Origin of the sequence: Streptomyces coeruleoprunus (assembly GCF_039542925.1) — a bacterium.
GTDB lineage: Bacteria > Actinomycetota > Actinomycetes > Streptomycetales > Streptomycetaceae > Streptomyces > Streptomyces coeruleoprunus.
Map to the genome: position 1 here is coordinate 1,398,971 of NZ_BAABIT010000001.1, position 22,457 is coordinate 1,421,427.

A 22,457-nucleotide genomic window follows, 5' to 3' on the forward strand; every position below is an offset into this window, starting at 1 on the left:
CCTCCCCCAGTGGGCCTTCACCCTCGCACGGGCCACTGACAACGCATCGCCGCCGGGGCCACCGTCAGGACGCGCCCCCGAACCGACCGTCAGGACACGGGCCGCGAATCCGCCCAGAACGACTCGAACTCCTCGCGGTAGGTCTCGAAGAGTCCGTGTTCGGTGCCCGAGGCGGAGGTGACGACCGGCCGCCGTCCGCCGCGCAGCACGAGGACGGGCGCCTCCATGCCGCGGGCCCGGCGCAGGTACGACTGGACGATGCCGACGCCGTCGGGGCCGTCCCCGTCCACGAGGTAGGCGGTGAAGCGGGGCGTCTCGTCGAAGACCTGGATCTCGAAGGCGCCCGGGTCGCGGAGCTTGGAGCGCACGCGCCGCATGTGGAGGATGTTCATCTCCACCGACCGGCTGAGTTCGCCCTTTTTGATACCCAATTCCCTTTCGCGCCTTTTGACGGCGCTGCTGGCGGGGTTGAGGAACAGCAGCCGTATCCGGCAGCCGGACTCGGCGAGCCGGACCAGCCGCCGCCCCGAGAAGTTCTGCACGAGCAGGTTCAGGCCTATGCCGATGGCGTCGACGCGCCGGGCCCCGCCGAACAGGTCCTCGGCGGGCAGCTGCCGCTGGAGCCGGACCCGGTCGGGGTGGACGGACACCACGTCCGCGTACCGGTCGCCGACCAGGTCCTCGACCGCGTCCACCGGCAGCCGGTGCGCGGACGGCACGCCCGCGCCGCTGCCCAGGATCTCCAGCAGCCGCGCCGAGGCCCGCTCGGACTGGTCGAGCACCGTCCGCGACAGGGCCCGGTTGCGCGAGACCACGTTCCGGGTGACCTCCAGCTCGTCGAGGGCCAGCTCGACCTCGCGGCGGTCGTCGAAGTACGGCTCGAAGCAGGGCCAGTGCTGCACCATCAGCTCGCGCAGCTGCGGGAGCGTCAGGAAGCTGAGCACATTGTCGTCGGCGGGGTCCAGGAGGTAGCCCTTGCGCCGGGACACCTCGCGGACGGCGACGGCCCGCTGCACCCACTCCTGCCCTGCGGGGCCCGCGGCGGCCACCACCCAGTCGTCGCCGTGCATCGGCTCGTAGATGGGCCGCAGGACGGCGGCCACGACGGCCCGAAGGCGCTGTTCGACCAGATTCAGCCAGATATAGGCCCGCCCCGCGCGCTGCGCCCGGGTGCGCACCTCGCTCCAGTCCTCGGCGTCCCAGTCCAGTTCCGCACCGATCTCCATCGGCCGGGCGAGGGAGACCGCGCCGGGCGGGACATCAGCGGGGTCTGTGGAGTCCCCCTCATGACCTGAGTCACCTGGGGGCAGCTCCAGCCCTCCCGAGCTCACCCACGCACCGCCTTCTGCTTCCGTACGCCCGTCTTCAACGATCAAGGAAGGGTACTCCGGGAGGGGGAGACAGTGCAGCCGGATGCGCAGGCTCCTTTCCCAACGTCCCTGATTCCCGCGGGGGTTCCCGCCTCCGGGAACACGGCGAGTGAGCGGTTTCATAGTGGTGAGCTGGGGGCGGACGTCCCGGCGCGCTCCCCACGCGGGCGCGGCCCCGGCGACGCGCCGCGCGGGAGGCGTCCCTCGCCGCGGGGGACGCCCGGGAACGCGAGGTTGACCCGGGCAACCGGACGCACCGCCGGGATGATGGTCATACGGATCCGGGGCCACCCCGAGGGCGAGCGGAGTGGCCCGTTCCACCACCCCAGGATCGGCGATTTCCGGCCATACCGCCCGGCCTGCGGCGGGCCTGTCGTCCCGTCACCCGCTTCGGCGTACGAAGCCCCGGTCACCCGGTAGGACCCGTCCGGCGTCCTAGGAGGTCGTCCGACTTTCGTGGAGGATCGGCCAAGTGAACCCCTGAAGCCGGATCGGAAGTGGAAGAGTCTTATCTATGCAGGTCTGGCCGGGACAGGCGTATCCGCTCGGCGCCACGTACGACGGCGCCGGAACCAACTTCGCGGTCTTCTCGGAGACCGCGGACCGCATCGAGCTGTGTCTGCTGCACGACGACGGCTCCGAGACCGCCGTCGAGCTGCGCGAGACCGACGCGTTCGTCCGCCACGCGTATCTGCCCGGGGTGATGCCGGGGCAGCGCTACGGGTTCCGCGTCCACGGGCCGTACGCGCCGGAGCGGGGGCTGCGCTGCAACTCCGCGAAGCTGCTCCTCGACCCCTACGCGCGGGCGATCGCCGGCTCCGTCGGCTGGGGGGAGGCGGTGTACGGCTACCACTTCGGCAGACCGGACTCGCGCAACGACCTCGACTCGGCGCCGCACACCATGGCGTCGGTCGTGGTCAACCCCTACTTCGACTGGGGCGACGACCGCCCGCCGCGCACGGACTACCACCGGACGGTGATCTACGAGGCGCACGTCAAGGGCCTGACCATGCGGCACCCGGCGCTGCCGGACGAGCTGCGCGGCACGTACGCGGGGCTGGCCCACCCCGCCGTCATCGAGCACCTGACGGAGCTGGGGGTCACCGCGCTGGAGCTGATGCCGGTGCACCAGTTCGTCAACGACCACCGGCTGGTGGACGCGGGGATGGCGAACTACTGGGGCTACAACACCATCGGCTTCTTCGCCCCGCACAACGCCTACGCGTCCTGGGGAGACCGCGGCCAGCAGGTGCTGGAGTTCAAATCGGCGGTGCGGGCGCTGCACCACGCGGGCATCGAGGTCATCCTGGACGTGGTCTACAACCACACCGCGGAGGGCAACCACCTGGGCCCCACGCTCTCCTTCCGCGGCCTGGACAACCCCTCGTACTACCGGCTCGTCGAGAACAACCCCCGGTACTACATGGACACCACCGGCACCGGGAACTCGCTGCTCATGCGGTCCCCGCACGTGCTCCAGCTGATCATGGACTCGCTGCGGTACTGGGTGACGGAGATGCACGTCGACGGGTTCCGCTTCGACCTGGCGGCGACCCTCGCCCGGCAGTTCCACGAGGTGGACCGGCTGTCGTCGTTCTTCGACCTGGTGCAGCAGGACCCGGTGGTCAGCCAGGTCAAGCTGATCGCCGAGCCGTGGGACGTCGGCGAGGGCGGCTACCAGGTGGGCAACTTCCCGCCGCTGTGGACCGAGTGGAACGGCAAGTACCGGGACACCGTGCGGGACCTGTGGCGGGGCGAGCCGAGGACGCTCGCCGAGTTCGCCTCGCGGCTGACCGGCTCCTCCGACCTGTACCAGGACGACGGGCGGCGCCCGCTGGCCTCGGTGAACTTCGTGACCTGCCACGACGGCTTCACCCTGCGCGACCTGGTCTCGTACAACGAGAAGCACAACGAGGCCAACGGCGAGGGCAACCGGGACGGCGAGAGCTACAACCGGTCCTGGAACTGCGGCGTCGAGGGCGAGACCGACGACCCCGACGTGCGCGAACTGCGGCTGCGCCAGATGCGCAACTTCATCGCCACGCTGATGCTGTCGCAGGGCGTGCCGATGCTCAGCCACGGCGACGAGTTCGGCCGTACGCAGGGCGGCAACAACAACGCGTACTGCCAGGACAACGAACTGGCCTGGGTGGAGTGGCCCGACCAGGACGCCGAGGAGGCGCGGTCGCTGCTGGAGTTCACCCGGGCGATGGTGTGGCTGCGCCGCGACCACCCCGTCTTCCGGCGCCGGCGGTTCTTCCACGGCCGGCCCGTGGAGGGCACCCACGACGAGCTGTCCGACATCGCCTGGTTCACCCCCGAGGGCAAGGAGATGACCGCGCGGGACTGGCAGGCCGCGCACGCCAAGGCCCTGTCGGTGTTCCTGAACGGGCACGCCATCTCGGAGCCGGGCCCCCGCGGCGAGCGGATCTCGGACGACTCGTTCCTGCTGATGTTCAACGCCAGCGCCGACGCCCTGGAGTTCCTGGTGCCGGTGAACCACGGCCGCCAGTGGCAGGTCGTCGTGGACACCGGCGTCCCCGAGGGCGTACCGCCCGGTCAGGGCGACAAGGTCGCGGCCGGCGACCGGCTCACGCTCCCCGGGCGGAGCCTGACGGTGCTGCGCCGTCCGGCGTAGCGGCCGGGCCGGGGATACGGGGCGTGCGGCGCGGGCGGACCGGCACGGTCCACGCCAGCGCGGCGCACGCCACCGCCCCGGCCACCGCGACGGCGAACGCGGCCGCCGGTCCGTGGCCCTCCGCGAGCCGCCCCGACAGGGCCAGGGCCGCGGCCTGCCCGCCGACGATCCCGCTGGTCAGGAACGTCATGCACTCGGCGAGCCGGCCGGGCGGGACGATCTGTTCGGTCAGCCCGAACACGGTGATCAGGTGCGGGGCGTACGCCACGCCCAGGACCACCACCGCCGCGTACAGCGGCCCCAGGGCGTCCACCCACAGCAGCGGCGCCGAGAGCAGCACGAGCGCGGCCGTGGCCGCCCGCCAGCGCGCCCGCGGGGCCACGCGGGCCGGTACGGCCGCCGTCGCCAGGCCGGCCGCCGCGCTCATCACGCCCATCGCCGCGTACACGAGCCCGGCCTGCTCCGGACGGCCCAGCGCGGCCGTGAGCGCCGTGATGCCGGCCTGGCAGGCACCGAACATGGCGCCCTGAAGCACCATCGTCACCCGCAGGGCGTACGCCGCGCCCGGCAGCGCCGTACGGTCCCGGGCCTTCGTGCGCACCGGGGCCACCCGTGCGGCGCTCGGGTGCAGGGCGAAGGCGGTGCCGCACACCGCCAGCAGCCCCGACGCGACGAGCAGCGCCGCCGCCGGATGGGCGACGGCCGCGGCGAGGCCCACCAGGGCGGGGCCGAGCACGAACGACACCTCGTCGACCGTGCCCTCGAAGGACAGCACGGCGCCCACCGTCCGGTCGTCGGCCCCGGCTCCGCGCGCCAGCGCGACCGAGCGGGTCCTGGCCAGCGGGCCGATCTGCGGGACGCTCGCCCCGGCGAGCGCGCCGAGCAGCACCAGCCACCCGGTCGCCGCGTCCGCCAGGGCCGCCGCGACGAGCCCGGCGACGGCCGCCGCGTTGGCCGGCGCCGCGGTCAGGACGACGGGCCGCTGCCCGTACCGGTCGGCGGCCCGCCCCAGCAGGGGCCCGCCGAGGGTCTGGCCGGCGGCGAGCGCACCGCCCGCGAGCCCGGCGGTGGCGAGCGAGCCGCTCGTCTCGGCGACGAGCAGCACGCTGCCGAGCTGGCACATGGCGGTGGGGAGCCGGCCGAGGAAGGAGAGCGCCGGAAGCAGTGGCCCGAGAAGACGCAGGACCTCGCGATACGTCCGCAGCATCGGCCGAACGTAACGCCGGCCCGTGTGGCGTCGGACGTAAATCGCATGAGGTGATGACACAGAAGGCCCGCGGGCGGGTACGTACGTTCGCATGACGCCCCACAGCACCTACCGGCTGCAGATCCAGCCGGAGTTCCCGTTCCGGGCCGCCGCCGAGGCCGTGCCGTACCTTGCCTCGCTCGGGGTCTCGCACCTGCACCTCTCGCCGGTCCTGGAGGCGGTGCCCGGCTCGGCGCACGGGTACGACGTCACGGACCACGGCCGGGTACGGGAGGAGCTGGGCGGCGAGCGGGGGCTGCGGGAGCTGGCCCGCACCGCCCGGGCCCACGGCCTCGGGCTGGTCGTCGACCTGGTCCCCAACCACATGGCGGCCGCCCTCCCCCACAACCGTCAGCTGTGGGAGGTGCTGCGGGCCGGGCCGGAGTCGCCGTACGCGCGCTGGTTCGACATCGACTGGGCGGCGGGCGGCGGCAAGGTGCTGCTGCCGGTGCTCCCGGCCAGGATCGGCGAGCTGCTCGGCGACTTCCGGGTGGACGCGGAGGCCGGGATGCTGCGGCTCGGCGAGCAGGTGTTCCCCCTGCGGGAGGGTACGGCGGGGCTGGCGCTGCCGGAACTGCTCGACGCCCAGTGGTACCGACCGGTGTGGTGGCGGCTGGCCCGCACGGAGCTGAACTACCGCCGCTTCTTCACCATTTCGGACCTCATCGGGGTGCGGGCCGAGGACCCGGAGGTGTTCGACGCCACCCACGCCAAGATCGTGGAGCTGGTGCGGGACGGGGTGATCGAGGGCCTGCGGATCGACCACCCCGACGGCCTCGCCGACCCGGAGGCGTATCTGCACGCGCTGGAACGGGCGACGGGCGGGGCGTGCTGGACGGTCGTGGAGAAGATCCTCACCGGCGACGAGCGGCTGCCCGCCGGCTGGCCCGTGGCGGGCACCACCGGGTACGACGCCCTGCGCCACGTCGACGGGCTGTTCGTCGACCAGGCCGGGGCCGACGAACTCGCCGAGCGCTACCGCAGGTTCGCGTCCCCGGCCGGCGACCGGGGCGGTCACTGGGAGGCGACGGCCCGCCGGGCGGCGTACAAGGTGGTGACGCACGAGCTGGCCGCGGAGGTGGCGTTCCTGACGCGGACGGCCGGGCGGATCTGTGCCACCGGCCCCGGCCTGCGCGACCACGCGCCGTGGGCGCTGCGGGCCGCGGTCCGCGAGTTGCTGATCCGGGTGCCGGTCTACCGGCCGTACCGGATCGGCGCCGAGGAGGTGCTGACGGCGGACGCGGCGCTGCGCGCGAAGGCGACGTTCGCGGTGCCGGAGGAGGCGGACGCCGTCGACGTCGTACGGGACCTGGCGCTGGGGCGGCTGGGCGACGGGCCGGACCACACGGCGTTCCGGACGCGGTTCGCGCAGACGGCGTCGGCGCTGCGCGCCAAGTCGGTGGAGGACACGGCGTTCTACCGCTACGTGCCGCTGCTGTCGGCGAACGAGGTCGGCGGCGACCCGGCCCGGCCGGCCGTGTCGCCGGAGGAGTTCCACGCGTACTGCGTCCGGATCGCCCGGGACTGGCCGACGACGGGGACGGTGCTGTCCACGCACGACACCAAGCGCAGCGCGGACGTACGGGCCCGGATCGCCGTGCTGTCGGAGTGCCCGCAGCGGTGGGCGAAGCTGCTGGACGACGTGGCGCGGGTGCCGGGCCCGGACGGCCAGCTGGCGTGGGCCGGGTGGCAGACGGCGCTGGGGCTCGGGCAGCCGTCGCAGGAGCGGCTGGGCGGGGCGCTGCTGAAGGCCGTGCGGGAGGCGGGGCTGCACACCAGCTGGACGGAGCAGGACCCGGCGTACGAGCGGGCGGTCGCGGAGTTCGTGGCCGACGGGCCGGCCGGTCCGGGGCTGTACACGGTGGCGCTGATGGCCCGTGAACTGGACCCGTACGTGCGGGCGAACGTGCTGGGCGCCGCGCTCGTCCACCTGACCATGCCGGGCGTCCCGGACCTGTACCAGGGCACCGAGCGGGTGTACGAGGCGCTGGTGGACCCGGACAACCGGCAGCCGTTCCGCGAGGCCGCGCCCGATGAGAAGACGGCGCTGACCCGGGCCGTGCTGCGGCTGCGGCGCCGGATGCCGGAGGCGTTCGGCGAGTCGGGGACGTACGCGCCGCTGGCGGCCGAGGGCCCGGCGGCCGGACACTGCCTGGCGTTCTCCCGGGCGGGGCGGGTGGTCACGGCGGTGACCCGGCTGTCGCTGCGGCTGGCGGAGGCGGGCGGCTGGGCCGGGACGTCGCTGACCCTGCCCGAGGGGCGGTGGGCGGATGTCCTGGACCCGGCCCGGGAGTTCACGGGCAGCGGGCCCGTACCGGTCGCGGAGCTGTTCGCGGCGGCGCCGGTGGCCCTGCTGACGCGGGCGGACTGAGGGCGGTCAGCGGGCGTCGAGGCGGAAGGCCATGCGCCCGAAGGACACCATGTCCCCGGGCTGGACGACGACCGTGCCGGTCACGCGCCGGCCGTTGACGGTGGTGCCGTTGGTGGAGTTCAGGTCGCGCAGCATCCACAGGCCGCCCTGGAGGCTCAGTTCGGCGTGCAGCCGGGACACGGTCTCGTGGCTGAGCCGCAGCCCGTTGACCGGGTCGCGGCCGATGCGCAGCGGGTACGGGCCGGGTTCGGGCAGCAGCAGCTTCGGCAGCCGCTCTGCCTGCCAGGCCCGGCCCAGCCGTACGGTGAACGCGGACATCCGCTCCACGGCGCCGAACAGCCGCTTCGACCAGCCGCCGTCCGCGCGCAGGTCCTCGGTCAGCGCGGCCAGCTCGTCGGACCGGCGGGCGACGAGGGCCAGTTCCATCCGCCGCAGGAACGTGTCGTGCGACAGCTTGCCCTGGACAGCGCCCTCCCGCAGCAACTCCAGCGCACGGTCCCGCTCGGCGTCCGACGGGCGGGCGGGGACCGGGGCGGGATGCGTCTGGGGTTCGAAAGGCGACGTCACAGACGTGATTGTCGGCCGGAGTCCCCCGAAGTGTCCAGACGAGCGGCGCTCGGCCGCGGACGGTGACCGGGCGGTCGTGCGGCGGTGACGCACCCGTGACGCGACGGCGCCCGCACCGGCCGGGCGGCCACGGCGACGGGAAAGCGGGGCCCCGACAGGGGGGCTCGATCGGCGAAGTGGCGTGCTTCCGGTTCTCGATCTTGCCAGGATGGGGAACGCGGTACCGGGTGACCGGCCGACGACGAGGGGATCGCCAGTGCTGTTCGAGGTGTGGGCGCCGTACGCGCGCGAGCGGGTCGAGCTGGAACTGGAGGGTGCGCGGCACCCGTTGGAGCGGGACCCGCTGCGCGAGGGGTGGTGGACGACCACCGTCGGCGGGGACAACGGCGTTCCGGACGGTGCGCGCTACGGGTTCGCGCTGGACGGCGGGCCGGTGCTGCCCGACCCCCGGTCGCGGCGGCAGCCGGACGGCCCCGACGGGCTGAGCGCGGTGGTGGACCACGCGGCCCACGTCTGGCGCCACCGGCCGCCGCGGCGCGGGCTGCGGGAGGCCGTGCTGTACGAGCTGCACGTCGGCACGTACACGCCCGAGGGCACGCTCGACGCGGCGGCCGGCCGGCTGGGCCACCTCGTGGAGCTGGGCGTCACGCACGTCGAGCTGATGCCGCTGTGCCCGTTCCCGGGCCGGCACGGCTGGGGGTACGAGGGCGTGTCGCTGTGGGCGGTGCACGAGCCGTACGGCGGCCCGGAGGCGCTGAGGCGGTTCGTCGACACGGCGCACGGTCTCGGCCTGGGCGTGGTCCTCGACGTGGTCCACAACCACTTGGGCCCGTCGGGCAATTACCTGCCGGCTTTCGGTCCGTACTTCACGGACACGCACCACACGCCGTGGGGCGCGGCCGTCAACCTGGACGCGCCCGGCTCGGACGAGGTGCGGGCCTTCCTGCTGGGTTCGGCGCTGGCCTGGCTGCGCGACTACCGGATCGACGGGCTGCGGCTGGACGCGGTGCACGCGCTCGCCGACAACCGGGCGCTGACGTTCCTGGAGGAGCTGTCGGCTGCGGTGGACGAGCTGTCGGCGGAGCAGGACAGGGGGCACTTCCTGATCGCCGAGTCGGACCTGTGCGACCCGCGCACCACGACCCCGCGCGAGGCGGGCGGCCTCGGACTGCACGCGCAGTGGAACGACGACTTCCACCACGCGCTGCACACCGCGCTCACCGGCGAGTCGCAGGGCTACTACGCGGACTTCGCGCGCGAGCCGCTGGCCGCGCTGGCCAGGACGCTCCAGCAGGTGTTCTTCCACAGCGGCACGTACTCGACGTTCCGGGGCCGTACGCACGGCCGCCCGGTGGACCTGGACACCACGCCGGCGCACCGCTTCCTGGGCTACGCGCAGACGCACGACCAGATCGGCAACCGAGCCCAGGGCGACCGGCTGGCGGCGTCGCTCTCCCCCGGGCTGCTGGCGTGCGCGGCGACGCTCGTCCTGACGGGCCCCTCCACGCCGATGCTGTTCATGGGCGAGGAGTGGGGCGCGGGCACGCCCTGGCAGTTCTTCACGGACCACACGGACGCGGAGCTGGCCGAGGCCGTACGGCGCGGCCGGCGGCGGGAGTTCGCGGCGCACGGCTGGGCCGAGGAGGACGTCCCGGACCCGCAGGACCCGGCGACCCGGGACCGCTCGTGCCTGGACTGGTCCGAGCCCGGGCGGGAGCCGCACGCGCGGCTGCTGGCCTGGTACCGCCGGCTGATCGCGCTGCGGGCCGGGCAGCCGGACCTCACCGACCCGGACCTGGCGGCGATCCGGGTCGCGTACGACGAGGAGGCCCGCTGGATCGCGTACCGGCGCGGGGACGTCCGCGTGGCGGTGAACCTCGCGGACCGGCCGGTCCGCGTGCCGCTGGGGCGCGACCACCTGCGGGTGCTCGCGGCGTGGGAGCCGGTGGCGGTGCCGGAGGACGGGGGCGAGCTGGTGGTGCCCGCGGAGTCGTGCGTGGTCCTCGCGGACCAGTGATCACTCGACGACGGCGAGCGCGCGGGAGGTGTTGTTGAACCGCCGCCCGCCGTCGCCGGTGACGGTGACGATGTCCTCGATACGGACCCCGAAGCGGCCGGGCAGGTAGACGCCGGGCTCGACGGAGAAGCACATGCCGGGGACCAGGGGCTGCTCCTCGCCCTCGATCATGTAGGGCGGCTCGTGCGTGGTGACGCCGATGCCGTGCCCGGTCCGGTGGATGAAGTACTCCCCGTACCCGGCCTCCCGGATCACCGCGCGGGCCGCCCGGTCCACGTCCTGGCAGGCGGCGCCGGGCCGTACGGCCTCGAACCCGGCCTGCTGGGCGGCGCGTACGACGTCGTGGACGCGCCGCACCTCGGCCGGGGGCTCGCCGACGTGGACGGTGCGGCTGGTGTCGGAGCCGTAGCCGTGCATCAGGCCGCCGAAGTCGAGGACGACGGTGTCGCCGTGGCGGATGGTGCGCTCGCCCGCCTCGTGGTGCGGGTCGGCGCCGTTGGGGCCGGACGCGACGATGGTGAAGTCGACCTGCTCGTGGCCGAAGCGCCGCAGCAGCGCGGCCAGGTCGGCGGCGACGTCGCTCTCCCTGCGGCCCGCGAAGGGCACTTTCAGGATCTCCTCGTACGCGGCGTCGGCCGCGGCGCCCGCCACCTCCAGCCGGGCGAGTTCCTGGGCGTCCTTGACGGCGCGCAGCATGGGCAGGCCGGTGCTGAGCGCCACGTACGAGGTGCCGGGCACCTGCTCCTGGAGGGCGAGGAGGTGCAGGGCCCAGGTGTTGTCGCTGACGCCGAAGCGGCCGGTGCGGCCGAGGAGGGGCGCGGCGAGGGCGTACGGGTCGGTGCCGTCGGTCCAGTCGCGCAGCGTCAGCGCCTGCGCGCCGGGGGCCTTGGCCGCGTCGGGCGCCTCCAGGGCCGGTACGACGAGGGTCGGGTCCTGGCCGGGGGCGAGGACGAGGAGGGTGAGCCGTTCGGTCTCGGCGGGCGGCCGGTAGCCGGTGAGGTGCGCCATGTCGGGCCCGGGCGCGACGACGAGCCCGGCCAGCCCGGCGTCGGCGGCGGCGTGCAGGGCGCGGTCCATGCGGGCGCGGTAGTCGTCGGTGGTGAAGGGGGTGAAGGGGCTCATGACCTGGTCCTCCTCGGTGGGTTCCTCGGCGGCACGTGCACGGGGCGGGGCCGAGCCTAATGGTCCGGCGCGGTCAGGAGGGCGGCCAACTCGGCGGCCGGTCCGGCCGCTTCGCCGCCGTGGAGGAGTTCGACGCGGTGGACGAGTCGGGGCTCGACGAGGGGCACGGCGAGGGCGTCGGCGTCCGGCGGGACGGTGACGGGCAGCAGGGTCAGGCCGCGGCCCGCGGCGGCGAGGGCGGTCAGGGTGCGCAGGTCGGTGCCGTCGTAGCGGAGGGCGGGGCGGAAGCCGTACGTGCCGTGGGCGGCGCGGAGCCGGTCGAGGGGGAGGCCGGCGGCCGGGGCGTCGAGCCAGCGGGCGGCGGTGAGGTCGCCGAGGCGCAGGCCGGGGCGGTGGGCCAGGGGGTGTCCGGCGGGGAGGTGCACGGCGAGCGGGACCTCGGCGACGGGCGTGGCGGTGAGCGGGGCGGTGTCGGGCAGGTGCAGGGGGTCGCTGGGCGCGGCGAGGCCGTCGACGAGCCCGAGGTCGGCGGCGCCGGTGGCGAGGGCGGCGGGTATCGCGTCGCGGGGCTGGACCCGGAGGGTGACTCGGGCGGTGGCCGGGAGCGCGGCGAGCAGCCGGGGGCCGACGGCCAGGGGGGAGGCGGCGACGGTGACCTCGCCGGCCGGGGCGGCGGCCATGCGGCCCAGTTCGGCGCGGGCCGCGTCCAGCCGGAGCAGGAGCGGAACGGCGTGCTCCAGGAGCCGGGCGCCGGCGCGGGTGGGGGCGACGGGGCGGCGGGTGAGGAGCGGGAGGCCGAGGTCGCTCTCCAGGGCGGCGATGTGCTGGGACACGGCGGACTGGGTGTAGCCGAGTTCGCGGGCGGCCGCCGAGAAGGAGGCGAGCCGGGTCACCGCCACGAAGGTGCGCAGGAGGTGGGGGTCCATGGTGCCAGTGTGAAGGGCGCGGCGGCATCAGCGTGCGTGATGGGGGAAGCAGGAATCATCGTTGGACGTGAACGCGGGCGTGGCCCGAGCATGTGCGCATGACACAGCTCAGCTCGCGAGCGCCTCGTATCGCCCTGGTCGGTGACCGCTCCCCCGCCGTGACGTCCCACGCCCGCGTCCCGCTGCTGCTGGACGCGCTCGCGGAGAGGGACGGGTTGGTGCTCGACGCGTACTGGGTGCCGACGCGGGATGCGGTGGAGCCGGGGGCAGTGGCGGAGTTCGACGGGGTGTGGCTGCTGCCGGGGAGCCCGTACGGCAGCAAGCCGGGCGCGCTGGCGGCGGTGCGGACCGCGCGGGAGGAGGGGATCCCCTTCCTGGCGACGTGCGCGGGGTTCCAGCACGCGCTGCTGGAGTACGCGCGGCATGTGTGCGGCCTGGCGCGGGCCGCCCACGCGGAGAGCGAGCCCGGCGCGGACCCGGACGACGTGCTGATCGGCCCGCTGGCGTGTGCGCTGGCGGGGCACGAGGGGGTGGTGCGGCTCGCGCCGGGTTCGCTGGCGGAGGCGGTGATGGGCGTGGAGCGGTCGGTGGAGCGGTACCAGTGCGCGTACGGTCCGGTGGGGCGGCATGTGGAGACGCTGCGGGCGCACGGGCTGCGGTTCAGCGGGGAGGACGAGGCGGGCGGGGTCCGGATCGTGGAGCTGCCGGGCCATCCGTTCTTCCTGGCGACGCTGTTCCAGCCGGAGCTCTCGGGGAACGGGTCGCGGGCGCATCCGATGATCCGGGCGTTCGCGACGGCCGCGGCACGGCGGACGGGCGCCTGACGACCGGTCAGCTCAGCCGTACGACGAGATCGGCACGGTCCCGCCCGGCGGCGACGAGCCGGGCGTTGGCCTCGTCGGAGCCGAGGACCCAGCGCTCGGCGTGGTCCCGTTCCTTGCCGAACCGGACGTGCCGCTCGATGAGCCGCGGCACACGCTGCCGGTCGTCCAGCTCCAGGAACCAGCACGCGTCGAGGAGCCCCCGAACGGCCGCCCACCCGTCCGCCTCGTGGAGCAGATAGTTCCCCTCGGTGACGACCAGGGGAGTCTCGGCCGGTACGGGAATGCTCCCGGCGACGGGCTCCTCCCGGGCCCGGTCGAAGGCGGGCGCGTAGACGGTGACGCCGGGTTCGGGTGCCCGCAGCCGGGCGAGCAGCGCGGCGTACCCGGCGACGTCGAAGGTGTCGGGCGCGCCCTTCCGCCCCTCCCGCCCGAGCCGCACCAACTCCGCCTGCGCCAGGTGGAACCCGTCCATGGGCACGAGCACGGCCACGTCCCGAAGCCGCTCCACGATGCCCGCGGCCACCGTCGACTTCCCGGCCCCGGGAGCCCCGGCGATCCCGAGGACGCGCCGCTCCCCGCGCACCACGAGGCCCCGTGCCCGTTCGACGAGCCGGTCGAGTTGCTGAACGTCCATGGTCCCATTGTCGGCTTCTCAATTAATTGCTACCGACCAGTAGTCGGAGCGCCTCCTTCCGTCCACTATGTGACGCGAGCATGCCGAACACGCGTACGGCACGCACCCCCACGAAGGAGTGACCCCACCCATGAACAGGCGATTCAGCGCACCACGCCGGCCCCTCGCTCTCGCCGCCGCCACCGCGGCGCTCACCCTGGCCTGGCCGTCGCAGGCGGCCGCCGCGGCACCGGCCGCCGCACCCGCCCGGCCGGCGGCCGTCGTCGCCGCTCACGGCGGCCTCGCCCAGCTCCGGGGCGTCGACTACACGACCTGGAAGCGCGACGTGGACGCCGTCGTCGCCGCGGCCCGGCCGTACATCGAGCAGCGCACGGCCGGTGCCTCGGGCCAGAAGCTCGCGGTGGTCCTGGACATCGACAACACCTCGCTGGAGACGGACTTCCACTTCTTCTGGGAGTACCCGACCCCGGCCGTCAGCCCGGTCCGCGACCTCGTGCGGTACGCCCACGCGCGCGGCGTGGCGGTCTTCTTCGTCACCGCCCGCCCCGGCATCCTGCACGCCCCGACCGAGTACAACCTCAAGGCCGTCGGCTACCCCGTGAACGGCCTGTACGTCCGCGACCTCCCCGACCTCTTCGAGGAGGTGGCCGCGTACAAGACGGAGAAGCGCGCCGAGATCGAGGCGAAGGGCTACACGATCATCGCCAACATAGGCAACCGCCCCAGCGACCTGACGGGCGGTCACGCCGAGCGCACCTTCAAGCTTCCGGACTACGACGGCAAGCTGTCCTGACCGGCGGTTCCACCGAAAAGACGTCCAGGCCGGTCCCGGTGGGCCGGCCTGGACGTCTTCCCAGGAGCGATCAGACGAGGTCGAACCGGTCCAGGTTCATCACCTTGTCCCACGCCGCGACGAAGTCCGTCACGAACTTCTCCTTCGCGTCGTCACTCGCGTAGACCTCCGCGAGCGCGCGCAGCTCGGAGTTCGAGCCGAAGACGAGGTCGGCGCGGGTGCCGGTCCACTTGACGTCGCCCGTGGCGGCGTCGCGGGCCTCGAACTCGTCCTGCGCCTGCGACGTCGACTTCCAGACCGTGCCCAGGTCGAGCAGGTTGACGAAGAAGTCGTTGGTCAGCGCGCCCGGCCTGTCGGTGAGGACGCCGTGCTGCGACCCGGCGTGGTTCGCGCCCAGGACGCGCAGGCCGCCGACGAGCACCGTCATCTCGGGGGCGCTCAGGGTCAGCAGGTTCGCCCTGTCGAGCAGCAGGTACTCGGCGGGCAGCCGGTTGCCCTTGCCGACGTAGTTGCGGAAGCCGTCGGCGGCCGGCTCCAGCGCGGCGAACGACTCGACGTCCGTCTGGTCCTGCGCGGCGTCCACACGGCCGGGCGTGAACGGCACCTCGACGTCGACGCCGCCGTCCCTGGCCGCCTTCTCCACGGCCGCGCCGCCCGCGAGGACGATCAGGTCGGCGAGCGAGACCTGCTTGCCGCCGGCGGAGTTGAAGGACCGCTGGATGCCCTCCAGCGTACGCAGCACCTGCGCCAGCTCGTCCGGGTCGTTGACCTCCCAGCCGCGCTGCGGCTCCAGGCGGATGCGGGCGCCGTTGGCGCCGCCGCGCTTGTCGCTGCCGCGGAAGGTCGAGGCGGACGCCCACGCGGTGGACACCAGCTGGGAGACGGTCAGGCCCGATCCGAGGACCTGCTCCTTCAGGGAGGCGATGTCCGCCGCGTCGATCGGCTCGCCCGTGCGCTCCGGCAGCGGGTCCTGCCACAGCAGCACCTCGGAGGGGACCTCCGGGCCGAGGTAGCGGACGACCGGACCCATGTCACGGTGCGTCAGCTTGAACCAGGCGCGGGCGAAGGCGTCCGCGAACTCCTCGGGGTTCTCGTGGAAGCGCCGCGAGATCTGCTCGTAGACCGGGTCGAAGCGCAGCGAGAGGTCGGTGGTGAGCATCGACGGGAGGTGCTTCTTCGACGGGTCGTGCGCGTCGGGGATGACCGCCTCGGCGTTCTTCGCCACCCACTGGTGGGCGCCGGCCGGGCTCGTGGTCAGCTCGTACTCGTACGCGAACAGGTTCTTGAAGAACTCGTTGCCCCACCGGGTGGGCGTGCTGGTCCAGGTGACCTCCAGGCCACTGGTGATCGCGTCGGCGCCCTTGCCGCTCTTGTACGTGCTCCGCCAGCCGAGGCCCTGCTCCTCCAGCGGGGCCGCCTCGGGGTCGGGGCCGACGTGCTCGGCCGGGCCGGCGCCGTGCGTCTTGCCGAAGGTGTGACCACCGGCGATCAGGGCGACGGTCTCCTCGTCGTTCATCGCCATGCGGCGGAACGTCTCGCGGATGTCGCGGGCCGCGGCGATCGGGTCCGGGTTGCCGTTGGGGCCCTCCGGGTTGACGTAGATGAGGCCCATCTGGACCGCACCCAGCGGGTTCTCCAGCTCGCGGTCGCCCGAGTAGCGCTCGTCGCCGAGCCAGGTGGTCTCGGGGCCCCAGTAGACGTCCTCCTCCGACTCCCACACGTCCTCGCGGCCGCCGGCGAAGCCGAACGTCTTGAAGCCCATCACCTCCAGGGCGACGTTGCCGGTGAGGATCATGAGGTCGGCCCAGGAGATGTTCTGGCCGTACTTCTTCTTGACGGGCCACAGCAGACGGCGCGCCTTGTCCAGGTTGCCGTTGTCCGGCCAGCTGTTGAGCGGGGCGAAGCGCTGCTGTCCGGCGCCGGCGCCGCCGCGGCCGTCGCTGATGCGGTAGGTGCCGGCGCTGTGCCAGGCCATACGGATCATGAGCGGGCCGTAGTGGCCGAAGTCGGCGGGCCACCAGTCCTGCGAGGTGGTCAGTACCTCCGCGATGTCCCGCTTCACGGCCGCGAGATCGAGGGACGCGAACGCCTCGGCGTAGTCGAAGTCCTCACCGAGGGGGTTGGCCACGGCGGGGTTCTTGGCGAGGACCTTCAGATTGAGCCGGTCCGGCCACCACTGCTGGTTTCCGCCGCCCTGGGTCGGGTGGGCGGCGCGCCCGTGTGCGACCGGGCAGCCGCCCGCGCCCTCGGCCTTCGCGTCGACGACGATCGCATCGTGATTCTCGGACATGGGACATCCTTCCGGACCGGGCGGACCAGGGGACTCATGAGGTGAGAGCGCTGGAACAACATGACGGCTCGGAAAGTAGGTCCTCTGGCTGTGTCGGAACCGATCCTATGATGGACATAATCCAAGTCAATACGACAGCCGGACACCGACTGATTCTCGCCGGTGGACTCATTTGTCGGACGCCGCAAAGTTAGGCTGGTGAACATGAGCGATCTGCTGGAACGGCTTCGCGGACGTGGCTGGCGGATCACCGCCCAGCGCCGGGTGGTCGCCGAGGTGCTCGACGGCGACCACGTTCACCTGACCGCGGACGAGGTGCACGCGCGCGCCATCGCCCGGCTCCCGGAGATCTCTCGCGCGACCGTCTACAACACCCTGGGCGAACTCGTCTCGCTGGGTGAGGTGACCGAGGTGACCACCGACGGCCGCGCCAAGCGCTACGACCCGAACGCCCACCGCCCCCACCAGCACCTGGTGTGCTCGGGCTGCGGAGCCGTCCGGGACGTCCACCCCGCCGGCGATCCGCTGGCCGCCCTGCCCGCCTTGGAGCGGTTCGGCTTCACCGTCTCCGAGGTCGAGATGACCTACCGGGGCCTGTGCCCCGACTGCGCCGCCCGCGCCTGACCCGGGGCCTGCCGGGGCTCCCAGGGGCTCAGCCCTCGTCCGGCTCCAGCCGCAGCGAGACCGAGTTGATGCAGTAGCGCTGGTCCGTCGGGGTCGGGTAGCCCTCGCCCTCGAAGACGTGGCCGAGGTGCGAGCCGCAGCGGGCGCAGCGCACCTCGGTGCGGACCATGCCGTACGAGCGGTCCTCGATCAGTTCCACCGCGGCGCTGTCCTTCGGGTCGTAGAAGGACGGCCAGCCGCAGTGGGACTCGAACTTGGTGGTGGAGGTGAACAGCTCCGCGCCGCAGGCCCGGCAGGAGTAGACGCCCTTCGTCTTCGTGTCGGTGTACTCACCGGTGAAGGCGCGCTCCGTGCCGGCCTCGCGCAGGACGTGGTACTCCTCCGGGGTCAGCTCGGCGCGCCACTGCTCGTCCGGCTTCTCGACCTCGTACGGCATGGTCTGCTCAGCTCCCTCGGTTCGGATCAGTTCGACAGGCGGTCCAGGATCCTCGGGCCGAGGTCCGTGACGTCGCCCGCGCCCATCGTGAGAACGAGGTCACCGGGGCGTGCCATTCCCGCGATCACGTCGGGGACCGTGGTCTTGTCGTGGACGGGCATGACGTCGGCGCCCGCCGCGACGGCGGCCTCGGTGATCAGTGCGCTGGTCACGCCGGGGATCGGGTCCTCGCGGGCCGGGTAGATGTCGAGGACGACGGACCGGTCCGCGAGCGCGAGCGCCTGGCCCATCTCCTTGCCCAGCTCCTGGGTGCGGGAGAACAGGTGGGGCTGGAAGACGACGAGGAGGCGGCGGTCGGCGCCCGCGGCCGCGCGCATGGCCTCCAGATCGGCCGTCATCTCGGTGGGGTGGTGCGCGTACGAGTCGATGACCTGGACGCCCGCGGCCTCGCCCTTGAGCTGGAGGCGGCGGCCGACGCCCGTGTACGCGGTGAGGGCCTTCGCCAGGGAGGACGGGTCGACGCCCGTGCGCGCGCCGGCCGCGAGGGCGGCGGCCGCGTTGTGGGCGTAGTGGCGGCCGGGCACCGACACCGTGAAGGTGTGCTCGGCGCCGTCCAGGGCGACCGTGACCTCGCTGGTCATGCCACGGGGCGTGATCGAGAGGATCCGGGCGTCCGAGCCCTCCGCCTCGCCGACCGTCAGGACGTTCAGGCCGGCGCGGCCGGAGACGCGGGCGGCCAGTTCACGGGCGCCCGCGTGCTCGCCGACGACCAGCGTGCCGCCCGGGCGGATCTTGGCGACGAAGGCCTCGAAGGACTCGTAGATCTCGTCCATGGAGGCGTAGTTGGCGTGGTGGTCCAGCTCGACGTTGAGGACGAGGGCGACCTCGGGGTCGTACTTCTGGAAGCTGCGGTCGCTCTCGTCGGCCTCGGCGACGAACAGCTCACCCTCGCCGTGGCGGGCGTTGGTGCCGGGCCCGGCGAGGTCGCCGCCGATGGCGTACGACGGGTCGAGGCCCAGCTCGGTGAGGGCGACGGCCAGCATGGACGTGGTGGTGGTCTTGCCGTGCGTGCCGGCCACGGCGATGGAGCGCAGGCCCTGCATGAGGGCGGCCAGCGCGTCGGAGCGGTGGACCACGGGGATGCCGAGTTGCTGGGCGCGGGCCAGCTCGGGGTTGTCGGCGCGGATCGCGCTGGAGACGACGACGCAGCTGGTGTCCCCGGCGAGGTGGTGCGCGGCGTGCCCGATGTGGACGGTCGCGCCGAGCGCGCGCAGCGACGCGGCGGTCTCGGACTCGCGCGCGTCGCTGCCGGCGACCCGGGCCCCCCGCTGGGCGAGGATCTTGGCGATGCCCGACATTCCGGCGCCGCCGATGCCGATGAAGTGCGGCCGTTCCATTGCGGCAGGGATGGCGGGTGCCATGCGGATCTCTCCCCGGGTGTGTCGTACGTGAGGGCCCAAGCCTATGCGCTGTGCGCGAAGAGCTTGAGCACCGGTACGCCGACCTTGTGGCGCGCCCGGGAGGCCCAGTCGCGGTGGAAGAACTCCTCCACGTAGTGCGGGGCGGTCAGGACGATGACCTCGTCGGCGTCGGCCTCCTCCACGACCGCCTTCATCTTGTCCAGGGGATGGTCCTCGACGACCTGCCCGACGGCTTCGCAGCCGGCGTCGCGCAGGGCCTGGAGCGACGCCTCCAGGGCGGCCTCGGCGGGCCGCCGCGCGGCCCGGCCGGAGGGCTCCTCGCCCTCCTTGGCGGCGTCCTTCAGGGCGCCGATGGCGACGTCGTCGATGGCGCGCAGCAGCACGTCGGCCTGGTCGCCGCGGGGCTGCATCAGCACGATGAACGAGACGCCCTCGTCTCCGTGCAGGCTCGTGACGAACTCCACGTCCACGGACGACAGGGGTTTCTCGATCATCAGAACGCTTGTGAACACCTCGGAAGCCCTTCTGCGGAAACCATCCTTCCCCGTGCCCGCACGGGGTCTGCGAAGTTAAGTGTGCCCAGCTCACGGTAAGCGGAACGACTAATTCCGCCTGATTGTCAGATGCGTCGGTCTGATTATCAGATGGGTTGGTTCCTTCGGATACGCCGGTATCGGGTCAGATACGTCGGTACCGGGTGAAAAGAAATCCGTCCTCCTCCAGCACGGACGCCAGCGCGAACCGGTCCGGCACCTCCAGGGACGGCCCGCCCGCGATGCGCTGCGCACCGCCCGCCGTCAGCATCGGCGACACGGTCAGGCACAGCTCGTCCAGCACCCCGCCGGCGATCATCTGGCCGAGCAGCCGCGGCCCGCCCTCGGTCAGCTGCCGGGTCAGCCCGCGCCCGGCCAGCTCCCGCACGGCCCGCGCGGGCTCCACCCCGGGCCCGTCGCCCGCGATGACCACCTCGACGCCGGCCCGCTCCGCGGCCCGCACCCGCGCGGGGGGCGCGGCCGCACCCGTCAGCACCAGCGTGGGCACCAGCGGCGAGGTGTAGAGGGGCAGCGAGAAGTCCAGGTTCAGCGAGGCGCTGACCACCGCGATGGCGGGCGCGGGCCGCTGCCCGGCGGACTTGCGGCGGGCCGCGAAGGCGTCCCGCGCGCGGGCCGGGCGGTACTGCTCCAGACGGACGGTCTCGGCACCCACCACGATCACGTCGGCCATGGCGCGCAGCGTCCCGAAGATCTTCATGTCGGCCGCCGAGGAAATGGGCTCCGAGCGGCCCTCGTGCTGGGCGGCGCCGTCGAGGGAGGACACCATGTTGGCGCGCAGCCAGGGGCCGTCCCCGGGGTACGCGTAGGCCTCGGCCAGCTCGTCGAGTGACCAGTCGTGGTCGTCGGCCACGGCGGCCCCGTGGGACTCGGCGGGAACGGGCGGTGTCTGGTCGGTCACAGGGAACAGGCGTCGCATGTCGTGCAGTCTGGCACGGCGCTTACAGTGGGGAGCGTGTCGACCAGTGCCCTGACCGAAGCGGTCCCGCTGTCCCTGTGCGCCCGTGAGCCGCACGTCCCCGCCGACCGTCTGGTCGCCGAGATGGTGCCTCCGCCGCGCTTCGACTCGGTGCGCTTCGACACGTACATCCCGGACCCGAACCAGCCCAGCCAGTCCGAGGCCGTCAAGGTGCTCTCCTCCTTCGCCGACGGGCTGGGCGGGGCGCACGCGAGCGGCGCGGGGAAGCGCCGCTGGTTCGCCCGCAGGCCGGCCGCCCCGACGGGGCCGCGCGGGGTGTACCTGGACGGCGGGTACGGCGTCGGCAAGACCCACCTGCTGGCCTCGCTGTGGCACGCCACCCCGGCGGAGCCCGCGCTCAAGGCGTTCGGCACGTTCGTGGAGCTGACCAACCTGGTCGGCGCGCTCGGCTTCCAGCAGACGGTGGCCACGCTCAGCGGGCACCGGCTCCTGTGCATCGACGAGTTCGAGCTCGACGACCCGGGCGACACGGTGCTGGTCTCCACGCTGCTCGGCAAGCTGGTCGACGCGGGCGTGGCCCTGGCCGCCACCTCCAACACCCTGCCCGGGAAGCTCGGCGAGGGCCGGTTCGCGGCCGCCGACTTCCTGCGGGAGATCCAGGGGCTGTCCGCGCACTTCCGGCCGCTGCGGATCGACGGCGAGGACTACCGGCACCGCGGACTGCCCGAGGCGCCCGCGCCGTACTCCGACGAACAGGTGACGAAGGCGGCGTACGCGACGCCGGGCGCCTCGCTCGACGACTTCCCGCACCTGCTGGAGCACCTGGCCCGGGTCCACCCGAGCCGGTACGGGGCGCTCACCGAGGACGTCGCCGCGGTCTGCCTCACCGGGGTGACGGCCGTGCCCGACCAGTCGACCGCGCTGCGGCTGGTGGTCCTGGCGGACCGGCTCTACGACCGCGAGATACCCGTCGTCGCCTCCGGACTGCCCTTCGACCGGCTGTTCAGCGACGAGATGCTGAACGGCGGGTACCGCAAGAAGTACTTCCGGGCGATCTCCCGGCTCACGGCGCTGGCCCGGGACTCGAAGAGACTGGCCGGTGCCTAGGTTGCAGTAGGTTGTGATGCCGTAACCCTGTGAGGTCGTACTCCACCGAAGGGATCCGGCATGGCTACCAAGCGTCACGCGCACACCGTCTGGGAAGGCAACCTGACCGAGGGCCGGGGCACCGTCACCCTTGACTACTCGGGCCTCGGCTCCTACGAGGTCTCCTGGCCGGCCCGTGCCGAGGAGGCCCGGGGCAAGACCAGCCCGGAGGAGCTGATCGCGGCCGCGCACTCCAGCTGCTTCTCGATGGCCTTCTCGGCCGCCCTGGGCAAGAACGGCGGCACGCCGACCCGGCTGAACACCAAGGCCGAGGTCACGTTCGTGCCGGGCACCGGCATCACCAATGTCCACCTCACGGTGGAGGGCGAGGTCCCGGGCATGGACGAGGTCACATTCGCCAAGATCGCCGAGGACGCCAAGGCGAACTGCCCGGTGAGCAAGGCCCTGGCCGGTACGGAGATCACGCTCACGGCGTCGCTCGTGAGCTGACGGCACCCGCGTCGCGCGATCCGGCCGCCACCCCTCGGAGAGGGGCGGCGGCCGGATCGTTTTCGGTCACCCGCCGGCCAACTGGCAACGGGCGTAACCTGTTTCGCACGGT

General features: G+C 73.2%; 19 protein-coding genes. 8 read left to right on the top strand and 11 right to left on the bottom strand.

Features of this window, described 5'->3' with window-relative positions; translation table 11 throughout:
- Positions 1-89: 89 nt before the first annotated feature.
- Positions 90-1,331, bottom strand: a complete 1,242-nt coding sequence (locus ABEB09_RS06090; protein ID WP_345687853.1) for an SAV2148 family HEPN domain-containing protein — start codon at positions 1,329-1,331, stop codon at positions 90-92.
- Between the two features lie 553 nt (positions 1,332-1,884).
- Here ABEB09_RS06090 and glgX point away from each other — a divergent pair.
- Complete coding sequence (gene glgX, locus ABEB09_RS06095; protein WP_345687855.1) at positions 1,885-4,008, top strand: glycogen debranching protein GlgX; 2,124 nt, start codon at positions 1,885-1,887, stop codon at positions 4,006-4,008.
- Here the strand turns inward: glgX and ABEB09_RS06100 are convergent.
- Entirely contained in the window at positions 3,962-5,215 is a 1,254-nt protein-coding gene (locus ABEB09_RS06100; protein ID WP_345687857.1) for an MFS transporter, read from the bottom strand. The two genes, glgX and ABEB09_RS06100, sit on opposite strands and share 47 nt — an antisense overlap.
- Before the next feature lie 91 nt (positions 5,216-5,306).
- On the opposite strand from ABEB09_RS06100, the gene treY reads away from it, so the two are divergent.
- Positions 5,307-7,625 (top strand): malto-oligosyltrehalose synthase, encoded by a 2,319-nt coding sequence (gene treY, locus ABEB09_RS06105; RefSeq protein WP_345687859.1) that lies wholly within the window; start codon positions 5,307-5,309, stop codon positions 7,623-7,625.
- 6 nt (positions 7,626-7,631) lie between these two features.
- Here the strand turns inward: treY and ABEB09_RS06110 are convergent, their stop codons facing one another.
- Entirely contained in the window at positions 7,632-8,192 is a 561-nt protein-coding gene (locus tag ABEB09_RS06110) for a DUF1707 and FHA domain-containing protein (protein WP_345687861.1), read from the bottom strand.
- A 256-nt stretch (positions 8,193-8,448) separates the two neighbouring features.
- Between ABEB09_RS06110 and treZ the strand changes: the two genes are divergently transcribed.
- On the top strand, positions 8,449-10,209 hold the full coding sequence (gene treZ / locus ABEB09_RS06115) for a malto-oligosyltrehalose trehalohydrolase (protein ID WP_345687863.1): 1,761 nt from the start codon (positions 8,449-8,451) through the stop codon (positions 10,207-10,209).
- Here treZ and ABEB09_RS06120 read toward each other — a convergent pair whose 3' ends face one another.
- The gene (locus ABEB09_RS06120) at positions 10,210-11,331 is read right to left on the bottom strand and encodes a M24 family metallopeptidase (RefSeq protein WP_345687865.1); all 1,122 of its coding nucleotides are present in this window, start codon (positions 11,329-11,331) and stop codon (positions 10,210-10,212) included.
- 56 nt (positions 11,332-11,387) lie between these two features.
- Positions 11,388-12,257 carry a LysR family transcriptional regulator gene (locus ABEB09_RS06125; RefSeq protein ID WP_345687867.1) on the bottom strand — a complete coding sequence of 290 codons (870 nt, stop codon included), beginning with the start codon at positions 12,255-12,257 and terminating at the stop codon, positions 11,388-11,390.
- Positions 12,258-12,355: 98 nt separating this feature from the next.
- Here ABEB09_RS06125 and ABEB09_RS06130 point away from each other — a divergent pair, with 98 nt between their 5' ends.
- Complete coding sequence (locus ABEB09_RS06130) at positions 12,356-13,081, top strand: CTP synthase C-terminal region-related (seleno)protein (RefSeq protein ID WP_345687869.1); 726 nt, start codon at positions 12,356-12,358, stop codon at positions 13,079-13,081.
- Positions 13,082-13,088: 7 nt separating this feature from the next.
- On the opposite strand, the gene ABEB09_RS06135 is transcribed toward ABEB09_RS06130, so the two are convergent.
- Positions 13,089-13,715 carry a nucleoside/nucleotide kinase family protein gene (locus ABEB09_RS06135; RefSeq protein ID WP_345687871.1) on the bottom strand — a complete coding sequence of 209 codons (627 nt, stop codon included), beginning with the start codon at positions 13,713-13,715 and terminating at the stop codon, positions 13,089-13,091.
- A 130-nt stretch (positions 13,716-13,845) separates the two neighbouring features.
- On the opposite strand from ABEB09_RS06135, the gene ABEB09_RS06140 reads away from it, so the two are divergent.
- Positions 13,846-14,508, top strand: a complete 663-nt coding sequence (locus ABEB09_RS06140) for an HAD family acid phosphatase (RefSeq protein ID WP_345687873.1) — start codon at positions 13,846-13,848, stop codon at positions 14,506-14,508.
- Positions 14,509-14,578: 70 nt separating this feature from the next.
- Here ABEB09_RS06140 and katG read toward each other — a convergent pair whose 3' ends face one another.
- Complete coding sequence (katG, locus tag ABEB09_RS06145; protein WP_345687875.1) at positions 14,579-16,798, bottom strand: catalase/peroxidase HPI; 2,220 nt, start codon at positions 16,796-16,798, stop codon at positions 14,579-14,581.
- A 204-nt stretch (positions 16,799-17,002) separates the two neighbouring features.
- On the opposite strand from katG, the gene ABEB09_RS06150 reads away from it, so the two are divergent.
- Positions 17,003-17,422 carry a Fur family transcriptional regulator gene (locus ABEB09_RS06150; RefSeq protein ID WP_345687877.1) on the top strand — a complete coding sequence of 140 codons (420 nt, stop codon included), beginning with the start codon at positions 17,003-17,005 and terminating at the stop codon, positions 17,420-17,422.
- Positions 17,423-17,450: 28 nt separating this feature from the next.
- On the opposite strand, the gene msrB is transcribed toward ABEB09_RS06150, so the two are convergent.
- The 4 genes from msrB to ABEB09_RS06170 form a co-directional block, all read right to left on the bottom strand.
- Positions 17,451-17,858, bottom strand: coding sequence for a peptide-methionine (R)-S-oxide reductase MsrB (gene msrB / locus ABEB09_RS06155; RefSeq protein WP_345687879.1), 408 nt, complete (start codon positions 17,856-17,858; stop codon positions 17,451-17,453).
- A gap of 26 nt (positions 17,859-17,884) precedes the next feature.
- Positions 17,885-19,279, bottom strand: coding sequence for a UDP-N-acetylmuramate--L-alanine ligase (murC, locus tag ABEB09_RS06160; protein ID WP_345687880.1), 1,395 nt, complete (start codon positions 19,277-19,279; stop codon positions 17,885-17,887).
- A 41-nt stretch (positions 19,280-19,320) separates the two neighbouring features.
- On the bottom strand, positions 19,321-19,791 hold the full coding sequence (locus ABEB09_RS06165) for an indole-3-glycerol phosphate synthase (protein ID WP_345687882.1): 471 nt from the start codon (positions 19,789-19,791) through the stop codon (positions 19,321-19,323).
- A 166-nt stretch (positions 19,792-19,957) separates the two neighbouring features.
- Positions 19,958-20,749: a pyrimidine reductase family protein gene (locus ABEB09_RS06170; protein WP_345687884.1), complete on the bottom strand. Its 792-nt coding sequence runs from the start codon at positions 20,747-20,749 to the stop codon at positions 19,958-19,960.
- A gap of 36 nt (positions 20,750-20,785) precedes the next feature.
- On the opposite strand from ABEB09_RS06170, the gene zapE reads away from it, so the two are divergent.
- Together zapE and ABEB09_RS06180 are read left to right on the top strand one after the other, a co-directional pair.
- A complete protein-coding gene (gene zapE, locus ABEB09_RS06175; RefSeq protein WP_345687886.1) occupies positions 20,786-21,856 on the top strand; it encodes a cell division protein ZapE in 1,071 nt (356 codons plus the stop codon).
- A 60-nt stretch (positions 21,857-21,916) separates the two neighbouring features.
- Positions 21,917-22,345, top strand: a complete 429-nt coding sequence (locus ABEB09_RS06180; RefSeq protein ID WP_345687888.1) for an OsmC family protein — start codon at positions 21,917-21,919, stop codon at positions 22,343-22,345.
- Positions 22,346-22,457: the final 112 nt, after the last annotated feature.